Genomic DNA, 13400 nt, shown 5'->3' with positions numbered 1-13400 from the left:
CCATGACCGTCACCGTTCTCGGAAGTGCCAACCTCGACCTCGTCTACCGCGTCGAGAAGATCCCGGCCCCGGGTGAGACCGTGCTCGCCACGGGGTTCGCCGAACACCCGGGCGGCAAGGGCAACAACCAGGTCATCGCCGTCGCGCGAGCTGGAGCCCCCGTCACCTTCGTGGCCGCCCTCGGTTCGGACGCCGCCGCCGAAACTCTCACGGCCCAGCTGCGCGCGGATGGCGTCACCACGCTCATTCGCACGGTCGATGCCCCGACGGGCACGGCGCTCATCACGGTCGACGACGGCGCCGAGAACAGCATCGTCGTGAACTCGGGCGCCAACGCGTTGCTCGTCGACCTCGACGAACGTGAGGAACGTGCCATCCGAGACGCCGATGTGTTGCTCATGCAGCTCGAGACCCCGGTCGAGACCGTGCAGCGCGCGGCCCAGATCGCTCGGGATGCCGGCACCACCGTCGTGCTGAACGCGGCACCCATTCTCGACCTGCCGTCGGCCGTGCTCGACGCGCTCGACATCGTGATCGTCAACGAACACGAGGCGGCGGCTCTAGCCGGTTTTGCGGGCATCGACGTTGCGGCTCTCGACGATGCTGACGCGCTGCAGACGCATCGACAGCTCGCCGTGGCCCTCACCGAACTGGTTCCCGTCGTCGTCGTGACGATCGGGGCAGCGGGGGTCGTCGTGGCGCAGCGTGGCATGGACAGCACAACCCACGTGCCCGGTCGCAGGGTCACCGCAATCGACACGACCGGCGCGGGCGACACGTTCTGCGGAGCGTTCGTCGCCGCCCTCGACGCGACCCGGACCGACACCGGCGTATCACCGACTGAGGCGGCGGCATCCGACGCTGCGCACTCGCGGTCCCGCGCCGACGCACTGGCCGACGACACGGGGGCGGCCCTGTCCCCGCGTTTCGACGCCGACGCCCTCGAACGTGGGGCCCTCTTTGCCACGGCCGCCGCGGCGCTCTCGGTGCAGCGATCCGGTGCCGTGCCCTCCATCCCGAATCGCCAGGAGATCGACGATGCACTCTGACACGACCGTGCGCCCCGATGCGCCCGCCCACGACCCCGACGAAGCCCACACCAACGGCCTGAACCCGCTCGTGCCTCGCCCGATCGACCGGCCCACCGAATTGCCGCTCCCGGGGGACGGCCGCGAGGCTCTCGACCCCGCCGTGGGCGACATCGCCAAGATCTTCAGCGCCCCGAGCGACCCCGCCGACTGGCCCGCCTGGCGCGAAGCACTGGCCACCTGGCGCGACGATGCCCGCGCCCGCCTCGCCTACACGGGTGAGGCCTATGACCGCCCCGACCAGCGCTGGACGAGCAGCTGCTACAGCGTCGCGCTCGTGTGGTTGTGGGATGAGCGTCTCTTCGATCGCGCCACCGCGCGCTTCACGGTCGAGGCGTTCCTCGAGCGCACGGCCGACCACGGCGGCTTCGACGGCGTCGTGCTGTGGCACGCCTATCCCGTCATCGGCATCGACGAGCGCAACCAGTTCGACTTCTACCGCGAGGTGCCCGGCATGGCGGAGGTCGTGGCCGAATTCCAGCGGCGCGGCATCCGGGTCTTCATCAACTACAACCCGTGGGACACCGGCACACGGCGACCCGACGGCGACGACCCGGCCGAACTCGCGGCTCTCGTGGGCGAGCTCGGGGTCGACGGCGTGTTCCTCGACACGCTCAAACAGGCCGACGACTCGCTTGTCACGGCTCTGCGTTCCGCCAGACCGCCTCAGGTTTTGGAGGGGGAGTCGCGCGTTCCGAACGAACGCATCGCCGACCATCAGCTGAGTTGGGCTCAGTGGTTCGCGGATAGCGAGGCCCCGGGCGTCATGCGCGCGCACCTGTTCGAGCAGCGGCACATGATGCACTCGACGAGGCGCTGGAACCGCGACCACTCGGCCGAACTGCAATCCGCCTGGATGAATGGCACGGGCATGCTCGTGTGGGACACCGTCTTCGGCGTCTGGGTGGGCTGGAACGAACGCGACAAGGCCACCCTGCGGTCGATGCTGCGCGTGCAGCGGGCTTTCACGGACGTCTTCAGCCGGGGCCACTGGCAGCCGCTCGCGGGCGGCACCGACGCGGCCATCGCGGCGGGTGTCTACACGAGCACCTACCGTCTCGGCTCGACCACCATCTTCACGCTCGTGAACCGCGGCGACACCGACTATCGCGGCGAGGCCGTTGCGGCGCTGGCGGGCGGGCTCCCGTCCGACGGCTCCCGCGCCTACGACCTCTGCGCGGGTATCGAGCTCGACGGTCCCCAGGTGTCCGTTCCGGCGCGAGGTGTCACGGCCGTCCTTCTCGTAACGGATGCCTCGTCTTCCACGTCCGGGACCGGTGTCGGCCCCTCGGCATCCGTGTCGGCGTCTGCGAGTGAGTCCGCATCCGCATCAGCACCCGGATCAGGAGGGGCCGTCGCCCCGGCCGGGCCCGGCCGCACCCAGCTCGCCGCGCTGTTGACCCAGGCCGCAGACGACCGTGCCCGCGCGGCCGAAACGCGCGAACGCCTGTCCGACTGGTCGGCCTTCCCGGCACGCACGGCTCTGCGCACCCTGCCCGAACGATCCCGGTTCACGGGTGCGGGATCCGCGGTCCGCGTCGTTCCCGTCGCCGCCGGCGATTACGAGTTGCCCTTCCGCCATCGCCGCCGGGAGACGGGCACCTATCAGGGCGCGCCCTACGTCGAAGAGTGGAAACCACTCGCGCCGCGGTTGCACGACGACCGCGAAGAGATGATCGAGGTCACACTCGGAGCGGCTTCCGTCGCAACCCGTGAGGTGACCGTGGCCGAGTTCACGCGCTTCGTCGCCGAGACCGGTTACGCACCGGCATCCAAGAACCGGTTCCTGATCGGCTGCGACTCTGCGGTGCACGCTGCTCCCACCGATTCGGCTTCAGGCCAGGGGACGGAGTCCGCGCCGGCGTCGACGGAATCGCTCGTTGGCTCGAGTCATCCGGATGCCGCCGTGACGGGTGTGTCGCTCGACGACGCCCGTGCCTACGCGGCCTGGGCCGGTGCGCGCCTGCCGACCGAATTCGAGTGGCAGGTCGCGGCCGAGCAACCGGGGTTCGACCGCATCCGCCCGCTCGTGTGGAACTGGACGGAGAGCGAACACACCGACGGCATCACGCGATTCAGCATGCTGAAGGGCGGCTCGGATTACGAGGCCCCCGGCTCGGATTGGTATGTCGATGGCGGCGAGCGCGAGCCCGCCTTCAGCCTGAAGTTCCTCGCGACGGGGCTCGGGATCGACCGTTCGCCGCACATCGGCTTCCGCCTCGCGTGGGACACGGCCGACGCGGCAGACGGGGGAGGAACACGATGACGCAGACCGATTCGACAGGCGCGGCCGGGGTGACGAACTCAACTGCGTCATCTGGCGGCGCCGACTCGCATGCCGGATCGACGCGCCAACTACCTCTCGCCGACGTGCGCGTGCTCGACATCTCGACGCTGTTCGCGGGTCCGCTCGCGGCGACTTTCCTCGGCGATTTCGGGGCCGACGTGATCAAGGTGGAGCATCCGTCGAAGCCCGACGCCGCTCGCGGGCACGGCCCCGCGCGGGACGGCATCAACCTGTGGTGGAAGACGCTCGGGCGAAACAAGCGCACCCTCACGCTGAACCTCGGCCAGGCCGAGGGCGCCGAGATTTTGCTGCAGCTCGTGCGCGACGCGGACGTGCTGGTCGAGAACTTCCGGCCGGGAACGCTCGAACGCTGGGGCCTCGGCCCCGAACGATTGCTGGCCGCCAACCCGCGGCTGGTGATCGCGCGCGTGACGGCTTTCGGCCAGGTGGGTCCGTATGCGGGTCGCCCCGGGTTCGGGTCTCTCGCCGAGGCGATGAGCGGTTTCGCGGCCCTCACGGGTGAACCCGACGGCCCGCCGACGTTGCCTCCCTTCGGTCTCGCCGACGGTATCGCGGCCCTCGCCACGGCCTACGCCATCATGGTCGCGTTGCGCCAGGCGGAGGCCACGGGCACCGGGCAGGCCATCGACATGGCCATCATTGAACCGATCCTCATGTTGTTGGGCGGTCAGATCACGGCCTACGACCAGCTCGGCCGCGTGCAGCCGCGCACGGGCAACCGGTCGGTGAACAACGCTCCGCGTAACGTCTACCGCACGGCCGACGGCGACTGGGTGGCCGTGTCGACGAGTTCGCAGTCCATCGCCGAACGCGTGATGACTCTCGTCGGACGCCCCGACGTCGTCGACGAGCCCTGGTTCGCCTCCGGCCACAGCCGCGCCGAGCACGCCGACGAACTCGACGCCGCCGTCTCGGCGTGGATCGCCGAGCGCTCGACGGACGACGTCGTCACCAGTTTCGAGCAGGCCAACGCGGCCGTCGCCCGGGTGCTCGATGTCGCCGGCGTGATGGCCGATCCGCAATACGAGGCCATCGGAACCATCCGCACGGTCGAGGACGACGACCTCGGGCCGGTGAAGATGCAGAACGTGCTGTTCCGGCTGTCCGAGACACCCGGGGAGATTCGCTTCACGGGACGCGCCCACGGTGCCGATACCGCGGCGGTGCTGGAAGAGGTGGGCGTCACGCCCGAGCAGCTGGCCGCCCTGCGGGAACGAGGAATCGTATGAACGACCGGATGTCCGACTTTCCGCCGATCACGGGTCTGTATGTGCCCGGCCACCGTTCCGATCGCTTCGAGCGGGCCCTCACCTCGGGCGCCGACCTCGTCATCCTCGACCTGGAGGATGCCGTGCCGGTGGCGCAGAAGGCCGAGGCGCGCGAGGCGATCGTGGCGGCGTTGGCCGAGCGGAGCGCGGGTCTCCGCGACGAGACGCTCATCCAGGTGCGGGTGAACGCAGGCCCGTTCCTCGCCGACGACCTCGCCGCCATCGCCCCGTTCTTGCAGCCCGACGGGGCCGCGCGCCCGGTCGAGGTCAGGCTGCCGAAAGTCGAGGCGGCCTCGGACGTTGATCGAGTCATCCACCTGCTGGAGGACGTCAGCCCGCGCTCTGGCCAGCACATCGCCGTGACGGCCATCCTCGAGACGGCTCTGGGCGTCGAACGTGCCCTCGAGATCGCCTCGCACCCCGCGGTGACCCGTTCGGCCCTGGGGGAGTCGGATCTCGCGAGCGACCTCGCCACCCGGCATCCGGATGTCATCGCCTACGCCCGCACGCGTGTGCTGTTCGCTGCCCGCGCCGCCGGTCTCGATGCGCCCATGATGTCCGCCTACCCCGATATCCGCGACCAGGCGGGTTTGCGCGCCGACACGGCCGACGGGGCGACCCGGGGATGGCTCGGGCGGGTGGCCATCCATCCGAGTCAGTTGGCCGTCATCGCGAGCGCTTTCCGCCCCGAGCCCGCCGAGGTCGTGTGGGCCGAACAGGTGCTCGAGGCCATGCGCGACGGGGGAGTGACGACGCTCGCGAGCGGCGAGATGGTCGACCCCGCCATGATCGGCCGGGCCCGCAGCATCCTCGCGCGGAAGAACGCCACCGCCGCCGTCACCTGATTCCGCACCGCCAGATCGCCCCACCTCACAACCGAATCCTCAGGAGCCACAATGTCGTGGAAATCATCCGTCACCCTCGCCACCGGGCTCGCCCTAGCCGGCGCGCTCGCCCTAGCCGGCACGTCATCGGCAACGGCTGTCACGAGCGCGACCCCGCCCGCCGCGCCGTCGTTCGGCCTGACGAGAACCGCCGCCGCGCCCACCAGCCAGCTCGTCCCCGGCCACGTCGACACCGACACCGTGACGGGCGGCATCGACTACACGACCTACCTGCCCGCCGGTTACGACGCAGATGCCGCGATGCGCTACCCGACGCTCTACCTGCTGCACGGCCGCGGCGACACGCAGGCGGCGTGGCAGCAGGTCGCCCCGAAACTCGACTCGATGATCGCCGACGGGCAGGTGCCGCCGCTCATCGTCGTCATGCCCGACGCGCCGTGGTCGGGACGCGGCAGCTACTACGTCGATTCGCTCTACGCCGGCACCGCGGCCGGCACCACGCCCGGCCAGGCCGTCGAGACGGCGTTCACGACCGACCTCGTCGACCACATCGACGCCACCTACCCCACCGTCGACGACCGCGCGGGCCGAGCCGTCGGCGGCTACTCGATGGGCGGCGCCGGGGCCCTGCGCTTCGCGACCACCCACCAGGACCTGTTCTCATCGGCGCTCGTGCTGTCACCCGCCGTCTACGTGCCGAGCACACCCGTCGATTCCTCCACGCGCGAGTTCGGCGCCTACGGTCGCGGCGACGCCCTCTACGACGAGGCCCGCTACCAGGAGCTCGCCTACCCGGCCGCGCTCGACGCCTTCGACCCCGCGCTGCCCGTCCACCTGTTCATCGCTGTCGGCGACGACGAATACGCCAACCCGAAGCCCGAAGACGCCATCCACGACCTCGACTACGAGGCCGCAACGCTCTACAACCGAGCGAAACGCGTCCCCGGCATCACGGCCGAGATGCGCACCTACGACGGCGGCCACGATTGGGATGTCTGGGCGCGCGGTTTCGCCGAAGGCCTCACCGACATCGGCCCCCGCCTCTCGACCACCCCTCCCACCCCATTCACGGGATCGCAGACGGGTTCGGCGGGCGACGATCGCGCGAGCGGCATCCTCACCCTGGCCGACGGCAGCGTCGTCGAAACCATCACGGCCGCCGGGGATGCCTGGGGTCACCGCTCGGCGGGCGGCACCGACATCGTCGTGCAGAAGCGGTCGTCGGCGGGCGCCGTGCAGTGGACGACGGCCATCGCGTCGCCGCTCAACGAACGTGCCTACGGCCTCGTCGAAGGTGAGGATGGCTCGGTGATCGTGGGCGGCTATCAGCGCGTCGATCACGCCGGTGCCCAGAACGACGACGTGCTCGCGGCCGCACTCTCGGCCGACGGCACGATCCTCTGGACGACGACGGCGGGCGACCCGGGTGCCGCCGACCGGGCATACTCGATCGCCTCAGACGGCGCGGGCGGGGCATTCCTCGCCGGTTACACCTCCGGCCGAGTCGGCGGCGCCACCCCGGCCGGTGACAAGGACGCCCTGGCCGTGCACGTGGGCCGCGACGGCGTCGTGGCGGGCACGCAGCAGTTCGGCGGCCCCGGCGAGGACAAGTCCCTCGCCATCGCGCGAGCCGGCGACGGTCGTCTGGCCCTCGGTGGCGTCACCACGGGCGCGATGCCGGGCGGAACCGCCCACGGCGGAACGGATGGCTGGGTGGCCGGTTTCGGCGACGAACCGACCGCCGGGCCGACCTTCGTCACGCAGATCGGCACCGACTCGTCCGATCAGGTCAGCGCCCTGCTCGCACGCGGCAGCAGCTGGCAGGCCGCCGGCTTCACGGGCGGAGCGCTGGCGACGGCACCGTCGGCGGGCGGCAACGACGCCTTCGTCGCCGACATCGATGGTGCTGGATCGGTCTCGGCCGTTCGGCAATACGGCACGCCGGGCGACGACCGCGCGGCGGCTCTCGCCGCGGGCGCGGACGGTGCGGCGCTGCTCGTCGGCCACACGGACGGTCGGTTCCAGGCGTCCGCGGGGAGCGTCGACGTGTTCGCGCTCGACCTCGCGGCGGACGGAAACATCCGAACCTCGACGCAGTTCGGCAGCGTGGCGCGCGACGGCGCCGACGAGTACGACGAGGCGAACCTCTTCGTGGCGGCGGCCGGTGCCGACTCGGTTCACATTCAGGGCCTCACGTATGGCGCGGTCGAGGGCGTCACCAACGCGGGTGGGGGAGACGTCTTCCTGTCGACCGTGGCGTTCGCCGTGTCCGAGGCCCCGGGCGAGCCGAGCACCCCGACCACACCCAGCTCTCCGGCCGTGCCGGGCGGACCGGACATAGGCGGCGGCACCGCGGGCGACGGTAACGGCGCCGGGGCCTCCGCAGCCAATTCAACGGCGAGCAGCCTGGCCCTCTCGGGCGCCCAGCTCGGTCAGATCGCCGCCTTCGCACTCCTCGCGCTCGGGGCAGGAGCAGCGCTGGCGCTTCGCCGTCACCGGGCACACGGCCCTCTGACAACCACTGTTCGCTGACCCCGCCACCCGGCGCACGGCCGCTCCTGGCCACCACCGCTTGAGGGCCCTGCTCCCGGAGCCGTGCCTTGGCCTCGACTCTGCCTCGCGCTGCCGTCAACCCGTTTGATCGAACGGCCCGCCGCGATAACGTCGAAGGTGAGCGGCGTTCACCGAAGCGCCCGATATATACGAAACCGAAGGGATGACGATGAAAGCGTTGCAGTACACGAAGATCGGGTCGAAGCCAGAGGTCGTCGACATCCCGAAACCGGTTCCGGGCCCCGGCCAGGTCCTGCTGAAGGTGACGGCCGCGGGCGTCTGCCACTCCGACGAATACATCATGGGCCTCTCCGAGGACGAGTACATCTACGGACTGCCGCTCACGCTCGGCCACGAGGGCACGGGCGTCGTGCACGAGCTCGGCGAAGGCGTCGAGCACCTCTCGGTCGGCGACGCCGTCGCGGTCTACGGCCCCTGGGGTTGCGGCCGCTGCCACAACTGTTCCGAGGGCAAAGAGAACTACTGCACCAACGCCGCCGCCGAGGGCATCACCCCTCCCGGCCTCGGCTCGCCCGGCTCGATGGCCGAATACATGCTCATCGACGACCCGCGGCACCTCGTCCCGCTCGGCGACCTCGACCCCGCCAAGAACGTCTCGCTGACGGATGCCGGTCTCACCCCGTATCACGCCATCAAGCAGTCGCTGCCGAAGCTCGGTGCCGGTTCGACGGCCGTCGTCATCGGAACGGGCGGGCTCGGGCATGTCGGCATCCAGATCATCCGCGCGCTCTCCGGCGCCACCGTGATCGCCCTCGATGTCAACGACGAAAAGCTGGCGCTGGCAAAGGAGGTCGGCGCGCACCACGCCATCCTGAGCGACAAGAACGCCGTCGACACCATCAAAGAGTTGACGGATGGCCTGGGCGCCGAGGCCGTCTTCGACTTCGTGGGTGTGCAGCCCACCGTCGAGATCGCGACCGCTTCGGTTGCCACGGGCGGCGACGTCACCATCGTGGGCATCGGCGGCGGAACGGCCTCGGTCGGCTTCGGCACCATTGCTTACGACGCGGCGTTGCGCGTGCCGTATTGGGGTTCGCGCGGCGAGCTCATCGAGGTTCTCGACATGGCCCGTCGCGGCCAGTTGAGCGTCGAGATCGAGACGTACAGCATCGACGAGGGCCCGAAGGCCTACGAGCGCCTGCATGAGGGCTCGATCCGCGGCCGCGCGGTCATCCTGCCCAACGGCTAACCGTAGCCTCAACAGTTCGCGCCCGGTGGGGTCGTCGTTTGATGCGACGGCCCCGCCGGCTTTTGTCGCTCGGATGTTCACAGCCTGCGTCAGGCCGGCCGCGACGTGTCAGACGGCGGTCGACCGGAGCGAGGCGATCCGTTTGCGGGCGGCCCGCTCTGAGGTGGAGCTCGGCCCGAGCACGACGCGGACGACCGCCAAGACGAGGCGGGTCGCCGTGATCACGGGCAGCGGCGATCGCTTGAGCCCGAGCATCTGCCGATACTCGCGAGGAATGGTGGCAACGGCGCCCGCGAACATGACGCGATAGGCAGGCATCATCCCCTTGCGGAGCGGCGGATTGCGAATGAACCTCACGGCCTCGTCGACGCGTTCGCCGCCCATCAACGTGCCGGCGGCGCGAAACGCCTCGAGTTGAGCGCGCAACTCGGCCTCGCTGTGCGGCGCGTCGCCCACTCCGATCAGCTCGCCCGCGGTGGCCCACTCGTCGACATAGCGATCGGCACCGCCCGGGATGCTGCCACCCCACGTCTCGTGCGACCGCAGGAACGCGTCGGTGAACACCACGTGCACCCACGAGAGAAGCTCGGCATCGCCCGCCGCGTACGGACGCTCGTCGCCGCGAGCGTCGACATACGTGCCGACCACGCGATCGTGGAAGCGCCCCACGCGAGCCGACGCCTGCCGAGCCAGCGCCCGATCGCCGTAGGTCACCGTGAGCAACCACTGAATGGTGCCCGACAGCCGCCCGAGCGGATCTTCCTGATAACGCGACCAATCGTGCACGCCCGCCATGGCTCCCGGGTGCAACGTCTGCATGAGCAGTGCTCGAATTCCCGCGACCATCGTCGAGATGCCGCCGTGCACGGCCCAGGACGCCGACCCGGGCCCGAAGTATCCGGCATCATCACCCGTCTCGAGCGATTCGACCCAGTAGGGGCGGCCGTCGTCGTCGCCCGACAGCGTCGACAGGAGATGCGATCTCCAGACGTTCGTGAGTGTGCCCATAGGGCGACGTTAACCCCGACCCCTGACACCCGGATGGGAGTGTGGGGCGCCCTATCGCCGTGCGTTCTTCGGCAGTGACGCCGATCGCTCGACCGCGGGTCGCGCATGCCGCGGCAGCTTCGCCACGACGAGGTCGTAGGAGTTGCCGATGAGGTCTTCGACGAAGGTCGCATCTGCCTCGCCGGCCAGATCGACCGTCACCCAGTGACGTTTGTTCATGTGATACCCGGGTCGCACGGCGGGATGATCGCGCACGAGCGCCTCGCCGTGATCGGGCATCACTTTGAGGGTGATCGTCGTCGGCAGCTCAGTCATCCCGATCATGGCGAACATCTTGCCGCTCACCTTGAACACGGCGGTCTCCTCGCCGAACGGATACTCCTCGACGGCATTCGGCAACGCGAGACACGCCCCCTGCGCCGCCTCCAGCGCCCGTCGAAACTCGACCTCGCTCACGTCATCCATGCCCCCACGCTACCGAAGCGCGCCGGGGCTCGCCCGACGGCTTCGGCGCACCCCGGCGCTACTGCAGGGCCGGGCGGATGTCGCGCGCGATGGTCTCGAGCAGGTGCGCGTTGTAGTCGACGCCGAGCTGGTTGGGCACCGTGACGAGCAGCGTGTCGGCGGCCATGACGGCCGCGTCGCCGAGCAACTCTTCGACGATCTTGTCGGGTTCGCCGACGTAGCTCTTGCCGAAGCGCGCGATCGAGTTGTCGATGTAGCCGACCTGGTCCTGGCGTTCGCGCGTGGCGAGGTTGCCGAAGTAGGCGCGGTCCTGGTCGGTCGTGATGGGCAGGATGCTGCGGCTCACCGAGACGCGCGGTTCCCAGTCCCAGCCGGCGGTGGCCCAGGCATCCCGGAACAGCTGGATCTGCTCGGCCTGCAGGTCACCGAACGGCACGCCGGTGTCTTCGGTCAAGAGCGTGGATGACATGAGGTTCATGCCCTGCTCGGCGGTCCACGTGGCGGTGCCGCGGGTTCCCGACCCCCACCAGATGCGCTGGCGCAGCCCGGGGGACTGTGGTGTCAGGGGCAAGAGTGCCCGGGTTCCTGTGGCCTGCGGGTTCGCGGGCGCGATGCCGTGGCCCTCGAGTCCGCGCAGGAAGTCGGCCGTGTGCTCGCGCGCGAGATCGGCGTCGGTCTGGCCGTCGGCCGGCACGTAGCCGAACGATTCCGAACCGTTGAGCGCCGTCTCGGGCGATCCCCGGCTCACGCCGAGCTGCAGTCGCCCGCCCGAGATCAGGTCGGTGGCGGCGGCCTCTTCGGCGGCGTAGAAGCCGTTCTCGTAACGCATGTCGATGACACCCGTGCCGAGTTCGATGGTTTTGGTGCGCGCGGCCATGGCGGCGAGCAGCGGATACGGCGAGGCCAGCTGGCGCGCGAAGTGGTGCACGCGCACGAAGGCGCCGTCGATGCCGATCTCTTCGGCGGCCACGGCCAGGTCGATGCTCTGCAGCAGCGCGTCCTGCGCGGTGCGCGTGAGGGAGCCCGGCACGGGCTGCCAGTGGCCGAACGAGAGGAAGCCGATTTTCTTCATACCCACCTCAGCGCCTGCTACCCCGGATCTATTCCATGCGTATGCATGAAGCATCGCTTCGGGTCGACATCGACCGCAGCGTCACCACTGCGAGCGTTCGTAATCCTTCAGGAAGCATCCGGTCAGGTCTTCGCCGGCCTCGCCGCGCACGATCGGGTCATACACACGGGCGGCCCCGTCGACCAGATCCAGCGGCGCGTGGAAACCCTCTTCGGCCAGCCGCACCTTGGTGGGGTGGGGGCGCTCGTCGGTGATCCACCCGGTGTCGACGCTGGTCATGAGGATGCCGTCATCCAGCATCTCTTTAGCGCTCGTGCGCGTGAGCATGTTGAGCGCGGCCTTGGCCATGTTGGTGTGGGGATGCCCGGGGCCCTTGTAGCCGCGCCCGAAAACGCCCTCCATCGCCGAGACGTTGACGATGTAGGTGCGGCGGGCGGGCGAGGCCTTGAGCGACGGGCGCAAACGGCCGACCAGGATGAACGGAGCCGTCGTGTTGCACAGCTGCACCTCGAGCATCTCGAGCGGGTCGACGTCGTCCACGTTCTGGGTCCACGAGTTGACGGCGTGCAGGTCGGGCACGAGGCCGCCCGCGTCGATGGCCGTGCCGTCGGCCAACTTGTCGAGGCTCGACGAACCGGCCGTCATGGCGAGCGTCGCGATGTCGGTGGGGGTCAGCGCGGGGGCGTCGTCGCTGCGGCGCGCCGGGGTGACACCCGCCAGGATCGGGTGGCCGGCCACCGAGGCCGCGAGGGCGAGCGGGTGCTGATCGTTGGTGTGACCGAACGTCTCGAGCTCGGGCAGCGGGCCGTCGGGCAGCGGCGCGGTCTCGGCGTCGGCGAGCAGCGAGTAGGAGCCCGCCGAGCGGCGCACGGTCTGGGCCGCATTGTTGATGAGGATGTCGAGGTGCCCGCGCTCGGCCACCGAATCGGCCAGGGCGATCACCTGGGCGGGGTCGCGCAGGTCGATGCCCACGATGCGCAGGCGGTGCAGCCACTCGCCCGAGTCGGGCAGGGCCTGGAATCGGCGCACGGCGTCGCGCGGAAAACGCGTCGTGATGGTCGTGTGGGCGCCGTCGCGCAGCAGCCGCAGGGCGATGTGCATGCCGATCTTGGCGCGGCCGCCCGTGAGCAGCGCGCGGCGACCCGTGAGATCGGTGCGGGCGTTGCGCTTCTGGTGGCTGAGCGCCGCGCAGCGCGGGCACAGCTGGTGGTAGAACGCGTCGACCTCGGTGTAGCGCTCCTTGCAGATGTAGCAGGGGCGGGCCTTGAGCAGCGTTCCCGCGGTGGGGGCCGCGGCCGTGATGGCCAACTCGATGCCGCGCGTCTCGTCGTCGATGCGGTCGGGCGCGCCCGTGGCCGTGGCGGCGACGACTGCGCGGTCGGCCGCGCTGATGCGCTGGCGCTTCTCGGCCCGGCGCGACACCTTCACCGATTTGAACATGTTCGCGGTGGCGCGGCGCACGGCGATGAAATCGGGATGCTGGTCGTCGATCGTGTTGAGCGACGCCAGGGTGCGCAGCGTGGTCTCGAGATCGGCCGGGTCGATGCCGGATGCGCCGACGGGGCCAGTGGCGCCGTCGGATT

10 protein-coding genes are annotated in these 13400 nt (G+C 70.0%); 6 read left to right on the top strand and 4 right to left on the bottom strand.

Annotated features, from left to right (window positions below; genetic code table 11):
- The first annotated feature begins 2 nt into the window (after positions 1 to 2).
- The 6 genes from ACZ6IE_RS08605 (at position 3) to ACZ6IE_RS08580 (ending at position 9272) form a co-directional block, all read left to right on the top strand.
- Positions 3 to 1049 (top strand): ribokinase, encoded by a 1047-nt coding sequence (locus ACZ6IE_RS08605; protein WP_464607590.1) that lies wholly within the window; start codon positions 3 to 5, stop codon positions 1047 to 1049.
- Positions 1039 to 3354, top strand: a complete 2316-nt coding sequence (locus ACZ6IE_RS08600; protein ID WP_464607589.1) for an SUMF1/EgtB/PvdO family nonheme iron enzyme — start codon at positions 1039 to 1041, stop codon at positions 3352 to 3354. Before ACZ6IE_RS08605 ends, ACZ6IE_RS08600 begins: the two co-directional genes overlap by 11 nt.
- A complete protein-coding gene (locus ACZ6IE_RS08595) occupies positions 3351 to 4625 on the top strand; it encodes a CaiB/BaiF CoA transferase family protein (RefSeq protein WP_464607588.1) in 1275 nt (424 codons plus the stop codon). The genes ACZ6IE_RS08600 and ACZ6IE_RS08595 overlap by 4 nt, the downstream gene beginning before the upstream one ends.
- Before the next feature lie 8 nt (positions 4626 to 4633).
- Positions 4634 to 5509 carry an HpcH/HpaI aldolase/citrate lyase family protein gene (locus ACZ6IE_RS08590; protein ID WP_464607587.1) on the top strand — a complete coding sequence of 292 codons (876 nt, stop codon included), beginning with the start codon at positions 4634 to 4636 and terminating at the stop codon, positions 5507 to 5509.
- A 51-nt stretch (positions 5510 to 5560) separates the two neighbouring features.
- A complete protein-coding gene (locus ACZ6IE_RS08585; protein WP_464607586.1) occupies positions 5561 to 8041 on the top strand; it encodes an alpha/beta hydrolase-fold protein in 2481 nt (826 codons plus the stop codon).
- A 190-nt stretch (positions 8042 to 8231) separates the two neighbouring features.
- Positions 8232 to 9272 carry an NAD(P)-dependent alcohol dehydrogenase gene (locus ACZ6IE_RS08580; protein WP_464607585.1) on the top strand — a complete coding sequence of 347 codons (1041 nt, stop codon included), beginning with the start codon at positions 8232 to 8234 and terminating at the stop codon, positions 9270 to 9272.
- Between the two features lie 108 nt (positions 9273 to 9380).
- Here the strand turns inward: ACZ6IE_RS08580 and ACZ6IE_RS08575 are convergent, their stop codons facing one another.
- From ACZ6IE_RS08575 to ACZ6IE_RS08560, 4 genes are all read right to left on the bottom strand, one after another.
- The gene (locus ACZ6IE_RS08575; RefSeq protein WP_464607584.1) at positions 9381 to 10280 is read right to left on the bottom strand and encodes an oxygenase MpaB family protein; all 900 of its coding nucleotides are present in this window, start codon (positions 10278 to 10280) and stop codon (positions 9381 to 9383) included.
- A gap of 51 nt (positions 10281 to 10331) precedes the next feature.
- On the bottom strand, positions 10332 to 10745 hold the full coding sequence (locus ACZ6IE_RS08570; protein WP_464607583.1) for an MmcQ/YjbR family DNA-binding protein: 414 nt from the start codon (positions 10743 to 10745) through the stop codon (positions 10332 to 10334).
- Between the two features lie 58 nt (positions 10746 to 10803).
- A complete protein-coding gene (locus ACZ6IE_RS08565) occupies positions 10804 to 11817 on the bottom strand; it encodes an LLM class flavin-dependent oxidoreductase (protein WP_464607582.1) in 1014 nt (337 codons plus the stop codon).
- 81 nt (positions 11818 to 11898) lie between these two features.
- Positions 11899 to 13362 (bottom strand): SDR family NAD(P)-dependent oxidoreductase, encoded by a 1464-nt coding sequence (locus tag ACZ6IE_RS08560; protein WP_464608616.1) that lies wholly within the window; start codon positions 13360 to 13362, stop codon positions 11899 to 11901.
- Between the last annotated feature and the right edge of the window lie 38 nt (positions 13363 to 13400).

The organism is Okibacterium sp. AC114, assembly GCF_979253355.1.
Note: the sequence above shows the minus strand (reverse complement) of the source record. Positions and strands in the feature narration are given on the sequence as shown.

Bases quoted from the DNA above. Each gene is read 5' to 3' on its own strand.
- ACZ6IE_RS08605 (WP_464607590.1), top strand. From the start codon at position 3: ATGACCGTCACCGTTCTCGGAAGTGCCAACCTCGACCTCGTCTACCGC.
- ACZ6IE_RS08600 (WP_464607589.1), top strand. From the start codon at position 1,039: ATGCACTCTGACACGACCGTGCGCCCCGATGCGCCCGCCCACGACCCC.
- ACZ6IE_RS08595 (WP_464607588.1), top strand. From the start codon at position 3,351: ATGACGCAGACCGATTCGACAGGCGCGGCCGGGGTGACGAACTCAACT.
- ACZ6IE_RS08590 (WP_464607587.1), top strand. From the start codon at position 4,634: ATGTCCGACTTTCCGCCGATCACGGGTCTGTATGTGCCCGGCCACCGT.
- ACZ6IE_RS08585 (WP_464607586.1), top strand. From the start codon at position 5,561: ATGTCGTGGAAATCATCCGTCACCCTCGCCACCGGGCTCGCCCTAGCC.
- ACZ6IE_RS08580 (WP_464607585.1), top strand. From the start codon at position 8,232: ATGAAAGCGTTGCAGTACACGAAGATCGGGTCGAAGCCAGAGGTCGTC.
- ACZ6IE_RS08575 (WP_464607584.1), bottom strand. From the start codon at position 10,280: ATGGGCACACTCACGAACGTCTGGAGATCGCATCTCCTGTCGACGCTG.
- ACZ6IE_RS08570 (WP_464607583.1), bottom strand. From the start codon at position 10,745: ATGGATGACGTGAGCGAGGTCGAGTTTCGACGGGCGCTGGAGGCGGCG.
- ACZ6IE_RS08565 (WP_464607582.1), bottom strand. From the start codon at position 11,817: ATGAAGAAAATCGGCTTCCTCTCGTTCGGCCACTGGCAGCCCGTGCCG.